21 protein-coding genes are annotated in these 21710 nt (G+C 43.9%); 3 read left to right on the forward strand and 18 right to left on the reverse strand.

The window, feature by feature from the left end; genetic code table 11:
• Nucleotides 1-13: 13 nt before the first annotated feature.
• A complete protein-coding gene (locus tag CZ794_RS02235) occupies nucleotides 14-892 on the reverse strand; it encodes a LysR family transcriptional regulator (RefSeq protein ID WP_087040013.1) in 879 nt (292 codons plus the stop codon).
• Between the two features lie 123 nt (nucleotides 893-1015).
• Here CZ794_RS02235 and CZ794_RS02240 point away from each other — a divergent pair, with 123 nt between their 5' ends.
• The gene (locus tag CZ794_RS02240; protein ID WP_218778296.1) at nucleotides 1016-2338 is read left to right on the forward strand and encodes an MATE family efflux transporter; all 1323 of its coding nucleotides are present in this window, start codon (nucleotides 1016-1018) and stop codon (nucleotides 2336-2338) included.
• A 111-nt stretch (nucleotides 2339-2449) separates the two neighbouring features.
• Here CZ794_RS02240 and CZ794_RS02245 read toward each other — a convergent pair whose 3' ends face one another.
• The 12 genes from CZ794_RS02245 to madL form a co-directional block, all read right to left on the reverse strand.
• A complete protein-coding gene (locus CZ794_RS02245; RefSeq protein WP_087040015.1) occupies nucleotides 2450-3181 on the reverse strand; it encodes a hypothetical protein in 732 nt (243 codons plus the stop codon).
• A 211-nt stretch (nucleotides 3182-3392) separates the two neighbouring features.
• Complete coding sequence (locus CZ794_RS02250; protein WP_087040016.1) at nucleotides 3393-4049, reverse strand: glutathione S-transferase; 657 nt, start codon at nucleotides 4047-4049, stop codon at nucleotides 3393-3395.
• A 156-nt stretch (nucleotides 4050-4205) separates the two neighbouring features.
• Nucleotides 4206-5012 (reverse strand): sulfite exporter TauE/SafE family protein, encoded by an 807-nt coding sequence (locus CZ794_RS02255; protein WP_087040017.1) that lies wholly within the window; start codon nucleotides 5010-5012, stop codon nucleotides 4206-4208.
• 72 nt (nucleotides 5013-5084) lie between these two features.
• Nucleotides 5085-6005, reverse strand: a complete 921-nt coding sequence (mdcH, locus tag CZ794_RS02260) for a malonate decarboxylase subunit epsilon (RefSeq protein ID WP_087040018.1) — start codon at nucleotides 6003-6005, stop codon at nucleotides 5085-5087.
• Nucleotides 5983-6870: a triphosphoribosyl-dephospho-CoA synthase MdcB gene (gene mdcB, locus CZ794_RS02265; protein WP_087040019.1), complete on the reverse strand. Its 888-nt coding sequence runs from the start codon at nucleotides 6868-6870 to the stop codon at nucleotides 5983-5985. Before mdcB ends, mdcH begins: the two co-directional genes overlap by 23 nt.
• Nucleotides 6821-7525, reverse strand: coding sequence for a malonate decarboxylase holo-[acyl-carrier-protein] synthase (gene mdcG / locus CZ794_RS02270; RefSeq protein WP_087040020.1), 705 nt, complete (start codon nucleotides 7523-7525; stop codon nucleotides 6821-6823). The genes mdcB and mdcG overlap by 50 nt, the downstream gene beginning before the upstream one ends.
• 223 nt (nucleotides 7526-7748) lie before the next feature.
• Nucleotides 7749-8468 (reverse strand): biotin-independent malonate decarboxylase subunit gamma, encoded by a 720-nt coding sequence (mdcE, locus tag CZ794_RS02275; protein ID WP_256958837.1) that lies wholly within the window; start codon nucleotides 8466-8468, stop codon nucleotides 7749-7751.
• Nucleotide 8469: 1 nt separating this feature from the next.
• Complete coding sequence (locus tag CZ794_RS02280; RefSeq protein WP_087040022.1) at nucleotides 8470-9387, reverse strand: biotin-independent malonate decarboxylase subunit beta; 918 nt, start codon at nucleotides 9385-9387, stop codon at nucleotides 8470-8472.
• Nucleotides 9380-9697 carry a malonate decarboxylase acyl carrier protein gene (gene mdcC / locus CZ794_RS02285; protein WP_087040023.1) on the reverse strand — a complete coding sequence of 106 codons (318 nt, stop codon included), beginning with the start codon at nucleotides 9695-9697 and terminating at the stop codon, nucleotides 9380-9382. Before mdcC ends, CZ794_RS02280 begins: the two co-directional genes overlap by 8 nt.
• Nucleotides 9698-9740: 43 nt before the next feature.
• Nucleotides 9741-11396, reverse strand: coding sequence for a malonate decarboxylase subunit alpha (gene mdcA, locus CZ794_RS02290; protein WP_087040024.1), 1656 nt, complete (start codon nucleotides 11394-11396; stop codon nucleotides 9741-9743).
• Between the two features lie 80 nt (nucleotides 11397-11476).
• Entirely contained in the window at nucleotides 11477-12235 is a 759-nt protein-coding gene (gene madM / locus CZ794_RS02295; protein WP_087040025.1) for a malonate transporter subunit MadM, read from the reverse strand.
• Between the two features lie 74 nt (nucleotides 12236-12309).
• Nucleotides 12310-12714: a malonate transporter subunit MadL gene (gene madL / locus CZ794_RS02300; protein WP_087040026.1), complete on the reverse strand. Its 405-nt coding sequence runs from the start codon at nucleotides 12712-12714 to the stop codon at nucleotides 12310-12312.
• Nucleotides 12715-12970: 256 nt separating this feature from the next.
• Between madL and CZ794_RS02305 the strand changes: the two genes are divergently transcribed.
• Nucleotides 12971-13651 (forward strand): GntR family transcriptional regulator, encoded by a 681-nt coding sequence (locus CZ794_RS02305; RefSeq protein WP_087040027.1) that lies wholly within the window; start codon nucleotides 12971-12973, stop codon nucleotides 13649-13651.
• 70 nt (nucleotides 13652-13721) lie between these two features.
• Here the strand turns inward: CZ794_RS02305 and CZ794_RS02310 are convergent, their stop codons facing one another.
• The 4 genes from CZ794_RS02310 to CZ794_RS02325 all read right to left on the reverse strand — a co-directional run bounded on the left by CZ794_RS02310 (nucleotide 13722) and on the right by CZ794_RS02325 (nucleotide 19494).
• The gene (locus CZ794_RS02310; protein WP_087040028.1) at nucleotides 13722-14816 is read right to left on the reverse strand and encodes a CaiB/BaiF CoA-transferase family protein; all 1095 of its coding nucleotides are present in this window, start codon (nucleotides 14814-14816) and stop codon (nucleotides 13722-13724) included.
• Complete coding sequence (locus tag CZ794_RS02315) at nucleotides 14809-16998, reverse strand: 3-hydroxyacyl-CoA dehydrogenase NAD-binding domain-containing protein (protein WP_256958838.1); 2190 nt, start codon at nucleotides 16996-16998, stop codon at nucleotides 14809-14811. The genes CZ794_RS02310 and CZ794_RS02315 overlap by 8 nt, the downstream gene beginning before the upstream one ends.
• 73 nt (nucleotides 16999-17071) lie before the next feature.
• A complete protein-coding gene (locus CZ794_RS02320) occupies nucleotides 17072-18280 on the reverse strand; it encodes an acetyl-CoA C-acetyltransferase (RefSeq protein WP_087040030.1) in 1209 nt (402 codons plus the stop codon).
• A 62-nt stretch (nucleotides 18281-18342) separates the two neighbouring features.
• Nucleotides 18343-19494, reverse strand: coding sequence for an acyl-CoA dehydrogenase family protein (locus CZ794_RS02325; protein WP_087040031.1), 1152 nt, complete (start codon nucleotides 19492-19494; stop codon nucleotides 18343-18345).
• Nucleotides 19495-19866: 372 nt separating this feature from the next.
• Here CZ794_RS02325 and CZ794_RS02330 point away from each other — a divergent pair, with 372 nt between their 5' ends.
• Entirely contained in the window at nucleotides 19867-20511 is a 645-nt protein-coding gene (locus tag CZ794_RS02330) for a TetR/AcrR family transcriptional regulator (RefSeq protein ID WP_373407881.1), read from the forward strand.
• 135 nt (nucleotides 20512-20646) lie between these two features.
• Here the strand turns inward: CZ794_RS02330 and CZ794_RS02335 are convergent, their stop codons facing one another.
• Nucleotides 20647-21279 carry a hypothetical protein gene (locus CZ794_RS02335; protein WP_087040032.1) on the reverse strand — a complete coding sequence of 211 codons (633 nt, stop codon included), beginning with the start codon at nucleotides 21277-21279 and terminating at the stop codon, nucleotides 20647-20649.
• Nucleotides 21280-21710 lie beyond the last annotated feature (431 nt).

Raw genomic sequence — 21710 nt, forward strand, 5'->3', positions numbered from 1 at the left:
TGATGATAAAACGCTACCCTGAAAAAGTTATCGCTGCCTGCTTTAACCAAGTAGTCGCCTTACCTAAAGGACGATCTTTATGCCATATCACATCTAAGGGGACTAAAAAGTCATGGTTATCAAACGCCAAAGCAGGTGCAACCAGTGAGCCTCTGTTTAATGCACTAGCAACCGCACTTTTTGGCAGCAAAGCCCAACCCAAATTACGCTGTAACAGATCGATCGCCACAGATTGGGTCTGAATCCACCAAACATCAGCTGCCATACGGAATCGTATTTTTTCATTGTTATCATGGCAGCTTGCAACCACGATTTGTCTATAGCGTTTGAGGTCTTCCCAACTGACTTGCCCGCGGGTCAATTCATGAGTCGGTGCACAGACAACCTTGAACGGTATTGATCTAAGCGTATGAAAGTTCAATGCAGACAGTATGTCATCTTGGCTCAAAGTAATGCCCAAATCCACTTTTTGCTCTAATACCAAACGACTGATGTCTTCCATAAGCGGAAATAAAACCTCAAGCTCCACAGTAGGAAAAGTCTTTGAGAATCTATCCAGTATATCAGTCAGCCACTCAGATGGATAAAGCTCATCAACAGCCAAAACCAATCGGGCTTCAATCCCTTCTCCCAAGTTCTTTGCTACGCCGCGAAAATACTCACAGCGCTCAAGGATCAATCTTGCTTCAGCATATAACCTCTCTCCCTCTGGCGTCAAAACAGGATAACGGCCACTACGTACAAATAGCGTATTGTCTAAATCGACTTCTAAATTTGCCACGGCTGCGCTGATTGATGATTGGGCTTTGCCAAGACGACGACCAGCACCAGAAAACGATCCTGTCTCTACGGTGACGACAAACGCTTGAATTTGATCTAATGAAAGATTCATCTATCGGAAAATCCTATACTTAGTAACTTTTATATTAAAGCACATCAGATAGAATACCACCTCAAAAAAATCTCACACAAACCATAATTTTGATACATCACCTTTTGCCAAATGAGCAATACCATGCAACTTTCTGATCATTTTACTTATAAACAGCTTTTGAAATATGCGCTCCCTGCGATTGTCATGTTGGTTTTTACCTCTATCTATATGGTGGTAGATGGATTTTTTGTGTCCAATTATGTGGGAAAAACTGCTTTTGCCGCGGTCAATTTCATCATGCCAGTGATCATGATTTTTGGGTTTGTCGGTTTTATGTTTGGCAGTGGTGGCAGTGCCTTAATTGGCAAAACCATGGGAGAAGGAGCACCTGAAAAAGCCAACCAAATATTCTCATTATTGGTTTATACCTCAATCGGTATGGGCGTAGTTTTAAGTATTTTTGGGGTCATATTTATTCGCCACATTGCCTCAGCACTGGGGGCTGAAGGACAGATGCTCGAAGACTGCGTGACTTATGGGCGCATCATTTTGATGGTTCTACCCGCTACTATTTTGCAGTTTGAGTTCAATATGCTGTTTGCAGCGGCAGGCAAGCCTATGGTGGGTATGTTCGTCATTATTGCGGCTGGCATTACGAATATCGCTCTTGATTGGGTATTGATCATTGAGTTCTCACTGGGGCTTGAGGGCGCTGCTGCTGCCACAGCCATCAGTCAATTGGTCGCCGCTATCGTTCCGCTCATTTATTTTGGCCGTCAAAACAACAGTCTGTTACGACTCACCAAAACCAGTTTTGATATACAAGCGTTACTCAAAACGTGCAGTAATGGCGTCTCTGAGCTGGTGACGACCTTGTCGATGTCTATCGTGAGTATGCTCTACAACATGCAGCTACTCAAAATCTCAGGCGAAAATGGCGTCGCAGCTTATGGTGTACTGATGTACGTCTCTATGATATTTCTCACTATTTTTATCGGTTATTCAATGGGGACGGCACCCATTATTAGCTACCACTTTGGTGCCAAAAACCATACGGAGTTAAAAAGTCTGCTCAGAAAAGGGCTAACCATTGTGACGGTTTTTGCGATCGTTATGTTTGGCACAGCGCAGTTGTTTGCGCCTTTATTGTCGAAACTGTTCGTCGGCTACGATCCTGAGCTGATGGCAATGACAGAACGTGCGTTTGAGCTTTACTCATTCTCCTTTTTATTTGCAGGATTTGCCATCTTTGGCTCAGCGTTTTTCACCGCACTCAATGATGGTTTAGTCTCAGGTACTATTTCATTTTTGCGTACCTTGGTGTTTGAGGTGGGGGCAGTATTGACGTTTCCTATATTGTGGGGCGTGGATGGTATTTGGCTGTCAGTAGTGATTGCAGAGATGCTGGCTGTCATTGTGTTTTTATTATTTCTCAAGGCCAACCGCAATAAATATCAGTACTAACCGTATTTAATTAGTATTAAGCGAAATAATAATGCACAAAAAAAAGCGACGGTACATAAGCTTTTGTATCGCCGCTTTTGATAGATTCAATTTTTATCAAGGGTCTAATAATCAGACCCAACCTGCTTCTAAAAGGTTCTCGGTATTACTGATTTTAAATTCATGATATAAGTTAAAAAATGTCATTGGGTCTTCAACATTATCAAGCAATTCGCGTTTGTTAAGCGCCACAAACATGGCTAGCGCATAAGCGGCGCAGTGAATTCTTTTTTTAGGATTGAACTCAAGATCCGTAAAAGCCTGATACTGCATCACTTCTTCATGCAGCTGAGGATTTTGTTTTAGAGCATTTACATACAGCCAATCATAAAACGTGGTTAATGGCTCGACACTCCATTCCATACCAAGATAATTATAGCCAATCAGTTCACCCGAGGTCATTAAGCGCTCGTCCTTTCTGGCCTGTCTTGGTGGAGCACTGAGCAAGTCAGTATAAGGGCCACCGTCCTCAAAAATCATACTGCTTTGAAAGGCATTTTCAACACTGTACTGACTACCATCCTCATTTGTAAGCTTCAAGCTCAAAGGACTTAGCAGAAAACTTAACTTGTTGCCAGACTTACTGGACAGCTCTAAAACATGACTGAAGCCGTATTTTTTGCGGATAACTTGATGCATATCATTGATAGATTTTTTCTTTTGTCTACTCGCGAATCCCACATGCCGCTCAAACCTCACCATGTCCGTTTTTACCAAGTTGTCACTGTTGACGCGAGGCATGAATACCGGTCTGTGTTCTACAGCATCTGATGTTGGTTGCGTAGGGTTCCGTCTTTGTTCCATAGCGATGTGCCTTATATCAATAATCTTGCATAAATGTTCTTTTTTTAACAGGTTTGCTTCACTGTATTTTGCATCTTTATAATGCAATGCTCTATTGCCACTGCCCTTATGAGATGCTGGTGAATGCTACTGTATATTTCTGAATAACGCCATCGAATAACGTTTTTTCCTACCCATGTTTATATTCAATACTCCCATTATCTCAACCCTATCACTCAGGGTTGGAGGGAAAAATAACAACCTCATCTTCCTCTTGCCATGGTTGAAACTTGACCATGGCTTGCAAAAATAAGGGATGCGCTAACCAATCTTGTAGCCATTGTTGCAATTTTGGATACGGCAAATCATAAAAAGTATCGCGATCCACATGGGCGAATTGGCGCACAAAGGGCATGATACCGATATCGGCAACGGTCACACTATCGCCTAATAAGTAGCGACTTTTAGTCAGCCGCGCTTCTAATACCTGTAAAAACACTTCTCCGCGCTGCCGATACTCAGTTTGGGTCATTTCAGTGTGGCGATCGGCATACTTGTAGCGATCCAGCCAATATTTGAACTCATTGTCATTTTGCGCGATCAGAGCCTCAGCTTGCGACAAGACAGCTGTGTCCAATAGTCCCTGCGGATCATTTTGCTCAAGCGCCCACATCATGATCTCTCGGCTTTCTTCGATGACAGTACCATCTATTAGCTGTAAGACAGGAACCGTACCTTTTGGACTGATTGCTAGCATCTGCGTCGGTTTGTTTTTTAGCGTTATCTCTCGCAGCTCGACAGACAGCTCGGCAAATAAAAGACCAAGACGCGCACGCATGGCATAAGGACAACGGCGGAATGAGTATAGGCGATGAAGGGATAATGTCATAGATATTTTACGCAGTTAGATGAGCACCCAAAGTCATTGGTGCTAGTGATTATGAGATATTATTCTGAGCTTGGTTATATATCCAAGCCGATAGGAGAATGCAGCCAATCAGACAAATACTGTCGAAAGCTGCATCAATGTTGACAAAAAATAGTGTTAGATGACGCCCAAACCACTTAATAACAATTGACTACCCGCGAATACGAGCAAAATGCCAAAAGCACGTTTTAGCATCAATGCAGGCAGTTGATGGGCAAGTTTCGCACCAATTTTTGCTGTGATAAAGCTGGCAACCGAAATACAGAAAAAACCAGTGATATGCACGAATCCTATCGTACCCTCAGGCAGATTGGTCATGTCTTTACCAAACCACGCAAAACCTGCTGCGCCTGCCAAGGCTATCGGCAAACCACATGCGGCGGCTGTCCCTACCGACTGCTTCATGGACAAACCTGCCCAATTCAAGAACGGAACCGTTAAGCTACCACCGCCAATACCAAAGATAGACGAAGCCAAACCAATACCTGTACCTGCACCAAACTGAACGCTTGGCGGCGTTAAAGGTTTTTTTGGCTGCTCCTTATTCGAAAAGAAGAGCATTTTTAGGGCAATCGTTAAGGCACCAACCCCAATGATGGCTTGTAAAGAGTCGCCATCAATCGCATCAGCGACGCCCGCACCCACAAGACTACCGATAACCAAGCCCAATGCCATATTGCGCCAGATATCCCAGCGTACACCGCCGCGTTTATTATGGGCTGTCAAGGAGCTGATCGAGGTCACAACAATGGTGGCAAGAGACGTCCCAACGGCTAGATGAGTCACCACTTCAGGCGAAAACTGGTAAGAGGTAAAAATCCATACCAAGACGGGCACGATAACCATGCCCCCGCCCACTCCGAACAAACCTGCACAAAGACCAGCAAATGCTCCTGCAATAACAAACCATACATATAACAACATCGAACCTGCCTTTTATTTACCCATCTTTGGTGGTGCTTATTTTTGACTTCGCTTACATCAATTTGCTTGCGTCTATTTATTTTTTGCTACCCATTCTAACAAGCCATCAACATGGCGAAAGTCATCCCAGCTTCGACAAGGCAGATGCGGCATCAAATTATTTATCATCTTAGACAATGCATTGCCAGGACCCATCTCGATAATCATACTGGGCTGATACTCTTGAATGGTTTCCATACACGTATACCAGTCCAACGAATGATCAATTTGACTTGAAAGAATCTGTAGACCTTGCTTGGCAGTGTAGTATTTTATACCCTCAGTCGCGCTAATAATAGGGGTTTGCATCACTGGCATGGTCATTGCGTCAGTATATGCTCGGAATTTCTCGGCAGCGGCTTGCATCATTTTGGTATGAGAAGGAACAGAGACGTTAAGTAACTTGGTATTTCGTGCGCCGAGCGTTTGCGCCAGTTGTTCCGCCTGACTCAGATTTTCATTGTGCCCAGCAATGATGAATTGGTCTTCACCAATTTTAATAGACAAGTAGGTATGGGTTTCTAAAAGTAATTTTTCAAGTTCGCTACTGTGTAGCCCTTGTACCGATAATAAACCACTAGACGCCGAGACGTCTTCTTCCATGAGCTTGGCCCTTTGCTGAACCAGTGTCAATCCTGCCTCAAAATCCAGCTCTGCACTACAGCAGAACGCATTGATTTCGCCCAAGGAATAGCCAGCAAAAGCAATGGGTTTTTCAATCATCTGGCGCAGCTTCTGCCAACGATGATACTGCAAGGTATAAATAAAGGGCTGCGCAATCTCGTTGTTGAATATTGTCTCGCCAGCAAAAGCACTATCAATCTCGTTTGCGAATAGATCTGGCATCATATCTTTTAGCAATGCTTGCTCGTGTTCGCTGGTGTCATTTAACACCTCTTCTATGTGCCGCTGACCTTGTAGACCTTGCCCACTAAACAGAAGGATTAAACTCATTTTCGACCTTATAAAAGAAAATCGTAACCGCCAACAAATCTGCACTGCCGCCTGGGCTAAGGTTACGGTGAATGAAATAGTCATTGATCGTACTGACTGCTTGACGCCATTTAGGTTGATGGACGCCCCCTGCTTGTAAGAACTGTGTTGCCATGGTCTGGGCATTGGTCAAGTCAGCCATGCCGCCGCGCCAGACCAGATTGGTGTCCGATAAAGACGCTATTAATGTCATTAAGGTTTGCATGGCGGCTTTTTCAAAGTCTTGAGTACGATAAAGCGTCTCATAAAAACAAGGCAATGCTGTGTTTTGAATGATTTGAAAACCCGTTGCGACCATTTCTATCGCGCCTGTCACGCCATATTTTTTATACATTTGCTGCCCATGGCTGTCAGCTTTGCGCTCTAGCCGATGCGTCAAGTCATACTGCCAGCTTTCGACGATTTGTGCACAAATATTTTGCGTGGTCAGTGTTTGGTTGTCTTGTAGACATTTACCAATCGCGGCGCTAGCAAAGCCCAAATTAAAGATAGCGCCTTTGTGCGTATTTATATTGTTGGTCGCTTGGCGCATCTTTATTTCTTGCTCGATGCCTGCTTTTTTTATATCGTCAAAATCTTTGTTGTCATGACCATAGGCGCTGAGGGTCGCAAAATACCCGCGCAGCGATTGGATACTGGCGATAAACGTACCATAATCCATATCTGCATGGCTACCATTGCCTGAAGGGCAAACCAATCCCGGTTTGTTTTCAAGGTTGATCTCTTCATATAACGCATCAAGCGCAAAATCATCGATTTGCTGCCAAATGACCTGTTTAGAAAATAAGACGTCGCTTGTGGGCGTCGATAAAACGTTCACACTCATCTGTATTCCATCCTAGTAATACGTCTATTGTTTGTAGCTCAACCTCATGAAGCGTTTTGATAACCACGGTCGGTATATCAGACACCAAGGCTTGACTAAGCTCATTAAATGACACGTCTTTCTGTCCATGCAATCTGACTTCCCCATCGACTCGCAAGTTCGCTACGGATAAGGCAAATTGCTTAAAGGTTTCAATTTTTATTAATAGTTCTGCTAGCCTATCCATCTCATGAACAATGATTAAAATATCAAGATCTGATGTGGGCGTGACAAAAGGCAGATTGGTAAAGTATTGATTGGCAAAAGAGCCGTACACATAAGCATTGGCTTTCAAATCACAACACTGTCTGACAAAAGACCGCGTCTGTTCTTGAAGGTTTTTAGGAAGGCTGGATATCGTCGTCTCAAGTGCTAATGGTAAAGTAGTGATTTGAGGCGGCGCAGACAACTCAAGCGCAAGTCTATATTTGCAGTGGTTTTCTATGTGGCTGGTGGCGACTTTTGAGACGTGCGGTGTGTTTTGCCGACAGACTGTGAAAGGCTGTTTGGCTTCAATCATGTGGTTAATGGCTTGAATGACAGATAAAGGCACAGAAGCATTTAACAAGGTAAATGCTTCTTTTGGTTGTAAGTAGACTAAGTCATGACGATGCATGCAAACCACCTATTTGTCTATTTATTCAGCCATTTCTTTAGCTATCTATTTATTGGCCTACAGTTAATCCAACATAAAAATGGTATAGAAAGCAATCATGTTCTACTGGTATAAATTTTCCTTGCTGGCTGTTCGCAAGCGTGACAGAGGCTTCGTAAAATTTACTCCAGTAGAACTTTACTCTTTTTAAATTGGATTAAATATATCCAATAGACGGATTAATTTAAGCACTTAAAACCTTATCAACCACTTCATTGCACAGTAGACGACCCTCTCTTTCTTTGGCGACCTGACGACGATTGTCCGTCAAAAAATCCTGAATATGCGTCTGTTGCGATTCAATGGCATTTTCTACCAACTGCTCATCAAGATTGACCCATATCTCATCCACTGCGCCCATTTTATAGAAATTTTCTACACCAGGGGCAAAGATTGCCGAGGTCTTGGACAAAGACTGAAGCTTGTCTAGTGGTATCTTGGTCACTCTTGACATGGCGTTGAGATCCATGACTTTGACTTGGCTCGACTGAAGAGCAAAGATTTGGTTCGCCATCAGACCATAAGATAAGAAGCCACCACTGACCGCCTCGCCCAAAATAATGGCCAAGTTAGGATGCTCACTGCGTCTGAGCAAATCGACACACGCCGCCAAATGCGCAAACGTTCTGTTTAGACACAGCAGCTCATCGGCGCGAGAAGAATCCTGCCCTTGGGTATCAACAATAAAGACAATCGGTGTTTTTTTGCCTTGAGCAATGACGTCCAAGACCTCATTGGCGAGTCTGATGGCGATGGCTTGGTTAATGGCTGCTGAATCCACCGTCCCGATAATCTCGACCTTACCTATTTTGGTTTTGGCACTGCCGCGTATGACCCAATTATCGATTTGATACTCAAGCTCATTGGGAAACAATTCGGCTAAAATAGTTTGTGTTTGCATCATATTATCCTTGTTTAATGGCTCTAATTTGCTTGGCGCTCAGCATAGAAATAGATTCAGGATTTTTTATATTCATGGCTTCCCAAATGGCGATACTGTCTTTTTCACCAAACCATTGATCATATTGTTGTTGCAAGCCATCCTGTTGTTGCTGCAAATAGGCCAAATCTATAGTGGCAACTGGTAGACCAATACTATCCGCCACGGCTTGCGTAATCTCATCGATATCGTCTTCGACCAACACTTGCACATGGTCAAGCAGATAACGAGTCTTACCGCCCGTCACTCGCCACACTAGCGCGCGGTCTTTAGAGTCAAACTCTTCCACGCCTTTTAGGGTTTCAATCACTTCAGGCCCTGACAGTGCCAAGCGTCCCTCTTCCGTCATGATAATGTGCGTACTCAAGCAAGAACAAATACCCATCCCACCAAATGCGCCATTCGTACCGCCGATAACAGTAATAATAGGTATGCCTGCATTACGAACCTTAAGCATCGCGCGCATAATCTCAGAGATGGTAATCAAGCCTGCATTGGCTTCATGCAAACGCACGCCACCAGAATCTACCAAAAACACCACCGCTTTTGGCTGCTCTTCAAGCGCTTTGAGTAGCATGCCAACGATTTTTGCGCCATGCATCTCGCCCACAGCGCCGCCCATAAAGCGACCTTCTTGAGCGATGACATAAACGGCATCTTCTTTGATGGTTGCCTTACCGATGATGACCCCATCATCAAAACTGCCCGTAATATCTAATGAAGCAAGATTGGGACTGGTCGGCACGCTGCCGGGTTTGAGAATTTCTACAAAACTGCCGTTATCGACGATACTGGCAATGCGATTACGAGCAGTCTTTTCATAGAAACTTTTTTGAATGTGTGAATTTTCTTGGTGTGAGTCTTTATTATTGGAATTACTCATGTGCTTCCCCCTCTAAAATGTTAATCGCTTGGCTCAGGCGCAGGCTCACGACCGCAGGCGTTGCACCCATATCGTTGATTTCAAACTGTAAGCCGCCCACCGCATAACGATTGACAAATTCTTGGATAACGGCTTCCCAAATATGATCAAAACCTGCGACTGAAGTGTTGATCATAAACTTGCTTTGCTCATTGTCGTCCAATGCTGAGACCAATATCTCTAGATTGCCTGAGCCAACCACACCGCAAATAACGTCTTTTGTGGTCACATCAAAGGGTTCTGATTTAAATGTATAATTAATTAAGTTCATAGTTGTATCCTTAGCAGTTTTGTTCGCCTTTTTTAAAACCTGATTACCAGTTTCTAAAACGACTTGGCGGCGCATAAGTGCCGTTAGACCATCTGACCAAATCCTTGACCGATTTTGCTGCCAACAAGTCTCTATTTGCTTTTGAGATATCGATGCCAAAGTCTTCTGGACGCTGGATGATGCCGCGCGCGCGTAATTCTTTTACTTTTTCATGATCGCGCTCCATACCGATCGCGGTATAGCCTGCAACCCCCCGAATCGCTTGCTCTCGCTCCTCTGGTGTGCGGCACAGCAATAAGTTGGCGATACCTTCTTCGGTCACAATGTGGGTCACATCATCGCCATAAATCATGATAGGCGGAAAATCACTGCCCATTTTTTCTTGTAATTGCCACGCATCAAGCTCTTCGACAAAGACAGGATTCATGTTTTCACGGAAGGTTTCGACCAGCTGTACCACAAGCTTACGACCTTTAATCACGCGTCCGTCAGTCGCTTCTTGTCCCGCTTTTAGATAGCCGTAGCTCGAATGTCTACGTCCGTGCGGGTCTGAGCCCATGTTTGGCGCACCACCAAACCCAGCAATGCGGTCAACAGTCGCCGTCGAGCTATTGCCTTGCAAGTCAATTTGCAGGGTAGAACCAATGAATAAATCACAAGCGTATAAGCCTGCTGTTTGGCTAAAGGCTCGGTTAGAGCGCATACTGCCATCACTGCCTGTAAAAAAGACATCTGGACGCTGCTGAATATAGTCATCCATACCCACTTCTGAGCCAAAGCTATGAATACTTTCAACAAAGCCACTCTCAATCGCAGGAATCATCGTTGGATGCGGATTGAGCGCCCAGTTCGTGCATATTTTGCCTTTTAAGTTTAACTCTTCAGCATAAGTGGGCAGCAACAGCTCGATAGCAGCGGTATTAAAACCAATACCGTGATTAAGACGCTTAATCTGATACGGTGCATAAATGCCTTTAATCACCATCATGGCCATTAAAATCTGTACATCAGTAATCTGAGCAGGATCACGCGTAAACAGCGGCTCAATGTAGTTGGGTCTAGGCGCTACAATGACAAAATCCACCCAATCTGCGGGAATATCAACGCGCGGCACGTCATCTACCAACTCATTGACCTGTGCGATGACGATACCGCTTTTGAATGCGGTGGACTCTACAATAGCAGGCGTATCTTCGGTATTTGAGCCAGTGTACAGATTGCCATTGGCATCTGCTGAATGGGCTGTGATTAGGCAGACGTTTGGCGTCAAATCAATAAAATATCTGCCGTATAATTCAAGATACGTATGAATTGAGCCAATGTGAATCTGCTGTTTTTGAACCAATTTTGCCAATCGTAAGGCTTGCGGGCCTGCAAAAGAAAAATCGACTTTGCTGGCAATCCCTTTTTCAAATATGTCGATGTGACTGGGTAAGGCCAATACCGATTGCAAAATATGCAAGTTGTTCAGGACATCAGGATTACATTGAGAGAGACATTCGGACAAAAAGTCAGCTTGTTTTTGATTGTTACCTTCTATACAGACTTTGTCTTCACGAGCAATGACGGTTTCGAGCAGCTCAACCACTCTATCATTTGGGACCAGTTTTTTTAATCCCTTTTCGGCCGCCGCATGAATCTTTGCCAGCCGTTTGGTTTTTTGTGTGTCCCATGTGGTTTCGTTTATGGTCGTGTTCATAAGATTCCCTTTTTCTATTTATCAAAAACTGGTTATCAAAAGTCGAGCTATTAAAAATTTGGTTATTAAAAGACTATTTATTAAAAGAAGGCATTTAGCGTTAAAAAGAATATAGACGGTCCTAATAAAGCACCGAGTCCTGTGTAAAAAGTAGCGACCAAAGCACCATATGGTACCAATCGTACATCTGTACCTGCCAATCCAGCTGCCACGCCACTAGTCGTTCCTACCAAACCACCAAAAATCATGGCTGAGCGAGGGCTTTTGAGATACATGAATCGAGCAAGCAGAGGGGTTGCAATCATAAAAAATACGGCCTTGATCAAACCAATGGCAATAGATAAAGCGATCACATCAGAGCTTGCTCCAATTGCCGTCCCTGTAATAGGTCCTACAATATAAGTCATCGCGCCTGCACCAATGGTGGTCATAGAGACAGCATCTTTATACCCTAACGACCAGGCGACACCAGCCCCTACCACAAATGGTATGACGCAACCTAATATCAAGGCAACAATACCAATCTTTCCAGCATTTTTTATCTCTTTTACATCGACTTCAAAAGCGGTTGATGAGATAGCAAGATCACGAAGCATCGATCCCCCTAACAGAGCAAAACCAGAAAAAATTGCTATGTCAGAGATACCCTTTTCACCGCCAGTATATAAACCAGCAAAATAGGCGGCAACTAACCCAAGCGTAATGGCAATAGCAGAGGCTTGCAGTTTATTGTTAGTGAGGTACTTTGATAATAATTGGGAGAAAAGCATCACAAGACCTGTGATTGCAAGTGCCGTGACAAAGGCATTTTTAGTGAGCGTCTCTATAATTAAGTCCATTTAATTACTCCATTGCGCTATTAAATTAGTGGTTTTAGTTCTCTTATGACATGATAATAATACTGATGAAACACTCATAATTGTTCACGAGGTTCTTCAGTCTCATCCCAAGTAAAGGTATCGTAATCATTTCCGATGTTATTGAGTAAGCGTACGACCAAGATAGTTGCAATAAGCGCAATAACAGAGACAACTGCTGCTACCATGCCACCAGACAATGCAGCGACCACGTTTTGACCCGCCGCCATAGCAACAACGATAGGGATATACATCCCTGCCCAATATAGAACACCGAATTGAGTCGCCTTAGGAAGGTAGCCTCTTTTGGCAAGCATCTCTTTACCAACAATGAGTAGAATCATTGCGATAGCGACACCACCAATATTGGCATCAACGCCTAATAATTTTCCTAACAGTCCACCAAGAAAAACGCCGAGAAGATAACTAACTGCTAATAAAGCAGTGCCATATATGATCATAATAATCGTCCTTGATTATAGTTACAGAGTCTCTATCAACAATCCGTTTGAGATAGAGGTCGCATTAGATAAGAGCGAGCGGCAAGCAGAGGTAAAAACGGTCTTTTATTCCTGTAACGTCACAAATCGTGATAAAACTTGTCCGTTTAAAAGACTGCTTATTTCCGCTGACTTGCTATAATCTAAAACAATTTATTGAAAAGCGCAACGAAATTGTATTTATTATCTATGTATTTTGTATACAAAAAGGGTTTTTATGAGTTTAATCGATGATCTGCCTCTATTTTTGCAAATCAGTAAAAAAATAGAAGATGATATTATTTACGGGCATTTTCCGCCTGGTACAAAACTGAATGAAGCAGATTTGTGTGAGAGATATGGGGTATCAAGAACCCCGATTCGCGAGGCATTGAAGCTGTTGTCTTCTGAAGGATTGGTAGAGATTCGTCCGCGCAGAGGCGCCATTGTCCCTACTCTAGATGTCGTGACGCTTTGTGAGATGTTTGAGGTCATGGCGCAGCTTGAGGGCATGTGTGGCAGATTGGCTGCAAGAAGAATCAGTGAATCAGAAAAAGCAGAGCTTTTAGCGTTGCACAATCTTTGCGAAGAGTACTTGTTAGAAGACAATTCCGAGGATTACTATGAAGCCAATCGTAAGTTTCATTTTTTTCTCTATCGGCTCAGTCATAACGGATTTTTGATAGAGCAAGCGATTAACTTGCACAATCGACTCCACCCTTATAGACGGCTACAATTGCGGGTGAGCAATCGGATGCGACATTCTTTTAAAGAACATCAAGACATCTTGGATGCTATCATCAATCATGATGAAGAGTTGGCTGAAACCATATTAAAAGCCCACGTCTCAGTGCAGGGACATAAATTCACAGATTTGATCGCAACCATGAATCTCAATGAGAGTGAGCAAAACCAATAATAAGCACAGAGCTGATAATAAAAGCAAAGCTGATGACAAAAGTAGGTATTAGATTCAATGGCCATTGACACTATTGAACTTGTTGCCATCCCAAGGTCGCTTCATACTCATCTTGATGGGCAAACAACGGATGCTTTTTGGCTTCGCTTAAGCTGAGCACAGGAGTGACGCACACATCAGTATTTGCAAATACGCGTTGCCAATGAGCAAACGTTTGACTGGCAAATGTTTCTGCCATTATCTTGATGGCTGATTGACTCTTGTCAGTATTTGGCATAACACCAAGTTGCCAGTGGCTGTTTTTGAGTTCGGTTAATTCCAGCACCTCGCACAGCCCTTGCCAAAACTTTAGCTCCAGCGACCCCACTGCCATATAACGATGATCGGCTGTTTGGTACAAACGATAGCAAGGTAGTACCCCGCCTACAAGGTCGTGTTGCGGCATGGGCCACTTACCTGAAATGCTTTGGATAAATGCGCCAGTTGCCTTTGTCATGACCAAATGCTGGTATAAGCTGTGAGTCATACTGATGGCAATATGGCGACCTTTGCCAGTACGCTGCGCGGCAAATACAGCAGCAAGTATGGCAATAACGGCAGTATCGCTGCCACCTGCCAAGTCCGCAAACTGAACATTCGGCATCGCCTGCTCGCCTTGCGCCGTCTTTAACTGGTCAAGGACACCGCTCATGGCCATAAAGTTAATATCATGACCCGCATTATGTGCCCAGTTATGATTGATGCTGTTCTTAGTGTTTGCAGTCCCATATGTTACGCCGTACCCTGTAATCGATACAATCACCAATTTAGGATTAATCGCGTGAAGCGTTGAGGCGTCTAGTCCCATACCTTTTAGCACCTCAGGTCGAAAACTATCCAACATGACATCTGCTTGTTTCAAGTGTGCCTTAATAAGATCAATGTCTTTAGCGTCACGAAAGTCATATTGTTTAATGGTTTTGCCATGATTTAAAGCCTCAAACATTTTACCAAAAGCCCTAGCCGGATCACCACTTTTGGGTTCAATCTTGATAATATCTGCACCCAAATCTGCCAATAGACGTGTGGCAAACGGTCCCGGTAGATTACGAGTCAGATCGATCACTCGCAACCCTTGTAGACAGTCCGCCATTTGATCATGATTTGATAAATGCGCATCAGTCATCAGAGAACGCCTCGTCTTTGGCTGCCATATCTAACAAAATTTGAGCTGGCTCAAACCGTTCGCCGTATTTTGCCGCAAGCTCGCGACTACGTTTGATGAATTCATTGACGCCCATCGCATTGATAAACTGTAGCGTGCCCCCGTGCTGCGGTGCGAATCCCCAACCAAAGATAGACCCTATATTGGTATCGGCAACTGAGCGCACAACATTTTCTTCATAGCATTTGGCAGATTCATTGGCTTGAATAAACATCAAACGATCCACCAAATCTTGCTGCGAGGTTTGCTCTGACTTTGGTGGATATAGATTTATCAGCTCAGGCCATAGATGCTTATCACCGTCTTCTGGATAATCATAAAACCCTTTGCCATTTTTCTTGCCCTCGCGCCCATGGTCATTGACCAGCGTCTTTAGTATCTCGTAAGAAGGGCGCACAGCAACGGACTTGCCTTCGGCTGCCATATCTACCTGTTGTTGCTCGCTGACATGCAACGCCAAGCTCAATGACACTTCATCTTGTAATGCTAAGGGCGGCATCGGCATGCCTGTTTTTAGTCCAGCGACTTCGATGCTACGCGGATGCACACCCTCTCCTAGCATTGCGATACCCTCTGATACATAGGTGCCAAATACCCGCGAGGTATAAAATCCATGACTATCATTGACGACGATAGGCGTTTTACCTATTTGCACAACATAGTCGAAAGCTTTGGCCAATGTCGCATCGTCGGTTTGCTCGCCCATGATAATCTCAACGAGCGGCATCTTATCTACTGGCGAGAAGAAATGCAGACCGATAAACTGGTTTGGTCGCGTGCTGACTTTTGCTAGCCCAGTAATCGGTAGCGTTGAGGTATTAGATGCATAGATGGCCGTGTTTGAAATCACCGCTTCACTTTGCTGGGTACACTTGGCTTTGATTTCTCGGTTTTCAAATACCGCTTCGATGATGAGAGCACTATCAGCTAAATCATCGTAAGAGACGGTTGGTGTGATGCGTTCTAGGAGAGCTTGCTTTTTCTCTTCGGTAGCGCGCTTTCCGCTGATGGCTTTATCCAAAATATTGGCAGAATACGCTTTGCCTTTTTCAGCATTGACAATATCCGTGTCCAATAGCACGACGTCTATACCTGCTTTGGCAGTGACATAAGCAATTCCTGCGCCCATCATACCAGCCCCCAAAATACCAACTTTTCTGGTTTGGGTCTGCTCAAATCCTTGAGGCCGAGACTGACCTTTTTTGATACTATTTAGCTGAGTCCATAAGGTGTTGATCATGTTCTTTGATTCAGTCGACATCACGCAAGCGGCAAAATAACGCGACTCAATCTCAAGCCCTGTATCAATGTCTACGAGGCACCCTTCAAACACACAAGACATAATATGAGTAATCGCTGGATAGTTGCCATGTGACTTTTGATTGGCCATGGCTGGGGCGATAGAGAATATAGGCACTATCTTTGGATGCTTGCTATCGCCGCCAGGAATTTTAAAACCTTTCTTATCCCACGGCTGCTGAGCACTTGGATTATTTCGAATCCAGTCTTTAGCCTGTACCAGCATGTCTGCTTTATCAGTGGCCGTTGCATCAATAAGTCCAATATCTTTTGCCGCAGATGGTCGTAATTCTTTACCTTGAGTCATCAGCTCCAGTGCTGCTTGAATACCGACCAATCGAGGCAAACGCTGAGTACCGCCGCCGCCAGGTAATAAGCCCAGTTTCACCTCAGGCAAACCAAGCTTGGTCTTAGGCATGTCAATGGCAATACGACAATGACAGGCCAGTGCCAACTCTAAACCACCGCCTAGTGCGGTTCCTGTCATAGCAGCGACCACAGGTTTACCTGACATTTCAAGCTTACGCAAACTACCTTTTAATTCTTCAGTCAGTGCAAATGCTTGCTCGGCTGTTTTTATCTGGTTCAATTGATCGATATCTGCGCCAACCACAAAGGTTTCTTTGGCCGATGTGAGAATTAAGCCTTTGGCTGCATCATCATTGATAAAACTATCGACTATCGTGGCGAATGCCTCCGTAAAGCCATCACCAATGACATTCATTTTGCGTTTACTTTGGTCAATCGTGACAGTGACGATACCATCGTCATCACGCTGAGCAGAGAAATTTTCTAGTGCGTTAATTGCTGTTACGCAATCTGCTGTCTGGTTATTTGTCATCATTTCTATCCCTTAAATGATTCTTTATATATTGCGTTTTAGTCTAATTGGTTTTCAGGTCTATTTTAGAAAAAAGTTAAACACGCTCGATAATAGTGGCAATTCCCATACCACCGCCCACGCATAGCGTAATCATTGCGGTCTGTAGATCACGTCGTTCTAACTCATCAAGGACAGTCGTCATTAGCATCGCGCCAGTTGCCCCAAGCGGATGACCCATAGCGATTGCACCACCATTGACATTGACAATATCAAGCGAGATGCCAAAATCATCAGCGGTATTCATCGGCACAGCAGCGAAGGCTTCGTTAATTTCCCAAAGGTCTATATCAGAAGCTTGCATGCCTGCTTTATTAAGGGCCTTTTGGCAAGCGGGTGTCGGACCTGTCAGCATAATGGCAGGCTCTGAGCCAATGACTGAGGCCATCGTGATTTTGGCGCGTGGTTTTAGCCCTGCTTTTTGACCAGCCACCGCGCTACCAACCAAACAAATAGCAGCGCCGTCGACGATGCCTGAAGAGTTACCTGCATGATGTACATGATTGACGGTTTCAATCGTCGTATATCTATCCAAAATAACGCTATCGAAGCCCATTTTGCCTGGCATAATAAAAGAAGGTTTAAGACCCGCTAAAGTCTCGACATTGGTATTAGGGCGGATAGTTTCATCTTTATCCAACAGCATCATACCGTTGAGATCGGTGACAGGGACGACAGATTTGTCGTAATAACCGTGCTCCCAAGCCTGTGCAGCGCGGCGATGCGACTCAGTGGCAAAGGCATCGACATCACTACGACTAAAGCCTTTGAGCGTTGCAATGGTATCTGCACCGACACCTTGCGGTACGAAATGCGTCGCTTCATTGACTCGCGGATCCATGTACCAAGCACCGCCATCAGAGCCCATCGGCACGCGGCTCATAGACTCAACGCCGCCCGCCACGACCATATCCTCCATTCCTGACATGACTTTGGCAGCCGCCAGATTGATAGATTCCAGACCAGAGGCACAAAAACGAGACAAGGTAAGACCTGCCACACTTTGTGCCCAACCAGCGTCAATAACGGCAATGCGGGCAATATCAGAGCCTTGCTCGCCCACTGGGGTCACGCAGCCAAGCACCACATCATCGACCAAACTGGTATCCAAGTTGTGACGCTGCTCCATCTCTTTTAACAAAGTGCGTGTTAGCCAAATTGGTGACGCTTGATACAAGGAGCCGTCCTTTTTACCTTTGCCACGTGGCGTGCGGATCGCATCATAAATATAAGCAGTCTCAGTCATAAAAAATCCTTTTTTTATTTTTCGAATAAACAATAATTATTGTAGTCTTATAATATAAGCGTCTACATAAAGCGTGAAGCCAACTCTTTCATAATCTCATTGGTGCCGCCATAGATTTTTTGCACGCGCGCATCAGCATATAAGCGGGCGATAGGATACTCGGTCATATAGCCATAGCCACCAAACAGCTGCACGCATTCATCGATGACTTCGCATTGTTTTTCGGTGACCCAGTATTTGATCAATGAGGCATGCGGTACAGACAGTTTGCCATCTAACATTGCATCTACTGCCACATCACACATGGTGCTGGCAGCAAGATAATCGGCATAGCATTCAGCCATTTTAAAACGCGTGTTTTGAAACTTCCAAATAGGTTTGCCAAAGGCTTCACGGCCCTTTACATAATCTAGTGTTAGATTGATAGCAAGCTTCATCGAGCCAACCCCAGATAACGCAATAATTAAACGCTCACGCGGCAACTCCTGCATCATTTGGATAAACCCCATGCCTTCTACCGTACCCAGTAGATTTTTTTGTGGCACACGTACATTGCTAAAGAACAGTTCTGAGGTATCCTGCGATGTTAAACCAATTTTATCCAGATTGCGTCCACGCTCAAACCCTTCTACGTTGTCCGTTTCTACGATGATAAGTGAGACACCTTGTGCGCCTTGTTCACGGTCTGTTTTGCATGCTAATAGGATAAGATTGGCGTGCTGACCATTGGTAATAAAAGTCTTAGAACCATTGATAATGTAGTCATCACCGTCTTTTACTGCATAGGTTTTGATGTTTTGTAGGTCGGATCCAGTGCCAGGCTCGGTCATGGCGATAGCTCCGATATATTCACCTGTTGCCATTTTGGGTAGCCACGCTTGTTTTTGTTCTTCAGTACCATGGGCTAAAATATAAGGCGCGACAATACCTGAATGCACCATACCCCCAAATCCTGACTGATTGGCCTCGGTTTGAGCGTAGATGAGCGCGGCTTCATGACCAAAATCGCCACCACCGCCGCCATACTCGCTTGGTATTGCCGCACACAAAAACCCCATCTCGCCTGCTTCTTCCCACGCAGCACGATCGATCATGCCGTTTTTGCGCCACTCCTCATCCTTTGGCTCCCACGATTGAAACATTTTCAAGGCGCTGTCGTGCACCATCTGATGTTCTTCGGTCATCCAGTTTGGGGTGAATTTTTCGATACTCATGATGTCTATCCTTGACAAGGTGGAGTGAATAACAACTATATAGACAAGTCTATATAAATCCGCTACATCGTCATCCTCGCTAAGCATACTAATGTATAACTTGCACTCGGTTTCCTTGTATCGAAATTATATTGAATTGACTATAGCTAAGTCATTTTAAAAAATTACGGTAATTTATATTACCGTTATAGATATACTATAAATTCTTTGTACTTATTAATATATGAGTCTTATACTAGGCTACGAAAAACTACTTCGCAATCCATTAAATAAAAATGGTAATTCAAATTACTCATTAATTTAATGATGAGAATTAGTCAGCAATTTATTCAATTGGTAGGACGTATCAAATAGCCAATACTTTAAGAAGCAATGAATATGAAAACCTTTACTCAGTCAGATAGCCTCACGCAAATTCGATCTTTAGCCCCACTATCCGATATGCGGCCCGCAACTTTGGATAAAATTGAACAGGCCGTTCGTAAAGTCTTTGCAGGACTTGATGCGAATGAGGTGACGATGGCGCAGATTGCAAAGTCTGCAAACGTCTCTTTGCAAACGCTCTACAAGTATTTCGGAGACAAGCAAACGCTGTTTTATACCATTATGGATATCGTGCTCGGCAGATTAGCGGCTCGGATTATGGATCATTTGCAAGGGATTGATAGCGTACAAGATCGTCTACGTAAGACGCTGTGGGTCTGCTTTGATTTTGTAGACTCGCATCCAGATGCGGTGATGGTGCTGTCTTCTGTCTCAGCCTCGCGGATACGTAATATCGCAATCTATGAAAACAAAGAGTTAATTGGCGCGTTTTTGGCGGTATTAGAAGACGGGCAAAATCGTGGGGTACTCAACGACACTGTTCCCTTGCATATACTTTTTGATGTGTTTATGGGCTTTATCAGTCGTCTTGGCTTAATGCATACCATTCGCCAGACAGAGACGCCTATTAATGCAGAATTTGATGCGCTATTTGTGATTTTATGGCGCGCTATTTCTAAACCTGAAACATAAGACAAAAAATCTAATATCAAAAACTAAAAGGCCCCACGATAAAGTGAGGCCTTTTTGACTTAACATATCTGTATTTATAAGATTTTATCAAAATTTATAGCATAACCGAATCAGTCTTTCATACTGTTGAAACCATTAAACGCTACTCGATTTTGGCAATCCATATTCTAAGCTATCCACCACTTTATTATTCTGCTCAGTCATCAGCTCATAGCCTTTGATGATGCCGTCAAAAGGCAAATTACCTTCATAACGCTGATAGTGCTCACAGATACTTTCTTTCACAACCACATGGCGCTCTGCTTCTTCTAATTCGGCAAATCCATCTGGGAGACGTATATGAGCCAAACGTGCAGCATTACCACGCGCCATCCAATTGGCATCATTGAATTCAAACTCAACCTGCGCTCGTAAGCTATATTTGGGCACAGGATTGGCAGAATGTATCAAATCATATTTAATCTGAGCGATGTCTTCTGCAAACGGCTCATAAGGGATTTGAAGCACCGAAAACAGCGTTGCCAAAAACTCATCGGCTGTAAAATACTTATCACTATAGCTACCATCAAGTCCCAAGTATTTGCTAGACAGTACATGACGCAGTCGATCACATGCCGGTATCGTATGCTTCAACGGATAATGCATGGCTTTGATAATATCTTGCGAGCGCAGTTTCAGCGTATCTATTTGAGCGATGGCATAGTGTGCAAGAAGATGACGTGGCTGATAACGACGAGTATATGGGGATTGATTGACAGTGTAATTCATAGTATTAAACACCTTTGGCTCCTGTAACTCCGACGAAAAAGTATGAAATAAGCCCAAATAGGCAAATAAATTGGCACAAATGAGGTGTCGGAGTACAGGCTCATGCGCTTTACCAGAATTGTTTTATATCGTGCTGGAAGTTGCAAGGTTTGTACGTTTTCATTAAATGATAATAATGAGTGGCAATACAAAACTGTTAAACCCACGATGGATGCTGCACTGATGATAGCATATTAGCCAATAAAAAATAAATACTGAGATAAGGGCTGTTTTTAAAATTCATACAATTGGCCATTTAAGATAAAAGAAACCCACCCGAAATAGCAAAAAACTACTTTAACTTATGCTTTTGACTTGGTATCTTCCCCTCCACTCTTATATTCCCTAATATTTTTACACCGCTTTTTGGCTTATTTTGCTGTATTAGCCCC

This window comes from Psychrobacter sp. JB385 (assembly GCF_900163785.1).
Classification (GTDB): domain Bacteria; phylum Pseudomonadota; class Gammaproteobacteria; order Pseudomonadales; family Moraxellaceae; genus Psychrobacter.

Bases quoted from the DNA above. Each gene is read 5' to 3' on its own strand.
- CZ794_RS02235 (WP_087040013.1), bottom strand. From the start codon at position 892: ATGAATCTTTCATTAGATCAAATTCAAGCGTTTGTCGTCACCGTAGAG.
- CZ794_RS02240 (WP_218778296.1), top strand. From the start codon at position 1,016: ATGCAACTTTCTGATCATTTTACTTATAAACAGCTTTTGAAATATGCG.
- CZ794_RS02245 (WP_087040015.1), bottom strand. From the start codon at position 3,181: ATGGAACAAAGACGGAACCCTACGCAACCAACATCAGATGCTGTAGAA.
- CZ794_RS02250 (WP_087040016.1), bottom strand. From the start codon at position 4,049: ATGACATTATCCCTTCATCGCCTATACTCATTCCGCCGTTGTCCTTAT.
- CZ794_RS02255 (WP_087040017.1), bottom strand. From the start codon at position 5,012: ATGTTGTTATATGTATGGTTTGTTATTGCAGGAGCATTTGCTGGTCTT.
- mdcH (WP_087040018.1), bottom strand. From the start codon at position 6,005: ATGAGTTTAATCCTTCTGTTTAGTGGGCAAGGTCTACAAGGTCAGCGG.
- mdcB (WP_087040019.1), bottom strand. From the start codon at position 6,870: ATGAGTGTGAACGTTTTATCGACGCCCACAAGCGACGTCTTATTTTCT.
- mdcG (WP_087040020.1), bottom strand. From the start codon at position 7,525: ATGCATCGTCATGACTTAGTCTACTTACAACCAAAAGAAGCATTTACC.
- mdcE (WP_256958837.1), bottom strand. From the start codon at position 8,468: ATGATGCAAACACAAACTATTTTAGCCGAATTGTTTCCCAATGAGCTT.
- CZ794_RS02280 (WP_087040022.1), bottom strand. From the start codon at position 9,387: ATGAGTAATTCCAATAATAAAGACTCACACCAAGAAAATTCACACATT.
- mdcC (WP_087040023.1), bottom strand. From the start codon at position 9,697: ATGAACTTAATTAATTATACATTTAAATCAGAACCCTTTGATGTGACC.
- mdcA (WP_087040024.1), bottom strand. From the start codon at position 11,396: ATGAACACGACCATAAACGAAACCACATGGGACACACAAAAAACCAAA.
- madM (WP_087040025.1), bottom strand. From the start codon at position 12,235: ATGGACTTAATTATAGAGACGCTCACTAAAAATGCCTTTGTCACGGCA.
- madL (WP_087040026.1), bottom strand. From the start codon at position 12,714: ATGATCATATATGGCACTGCTTTATTAGCAGTTAGTTATCTTCTCGGC.
- CZ794_RS02305 (WP_087040027.1), top strand. From the start codon at position 12,971: ATGAGTTTAATCGATGATCTGCCTCTATTTTTGCAAATCAGTAAAAAA.
- CZ794_RS02310 (WP_087040028.1), bottom strand. From the start codon at position 14,816: ATGACTGATGCGCATTTATCAAATCATGATCAAATGGCGGACTGTCTA.
- CZ794_RS02315 (WP_256958838.1), bottom strand. From the start codon at position 16,998: ATGATGACAAATAACCAGACAGCAGATTGCGTAACAGCAATTAACGCA.
- CZ794_RS02320 (WP_087040030.1), bottom strand. From the start codon at position 18,280: ATGACTGAGACTGCTTATATTTATGATGCGATCCGCACGCCACGTGGC.
- CZ794_RS02325 (WP_087040031.1), bottom strand. From the start codon at position 19,494: ATGAGTATCGAAAAATTCACCCCAAACTGGATGACCGAAGAACATCAG.
- CZ794_RS02330 (WP_373407881.1), top strand. From the start codon at position 19,867: ATGAATATGAAAACCTTTACTCAGTCAGATAGCCTCACGCAAATTCGA.
- CZ794_RS02335 (WP_087040032.1), bottom strand. From the start codon at position 21,279: ATGAATTACACTGTCAATCAATCCCCATATACTCGTCGTTATCAGCCA.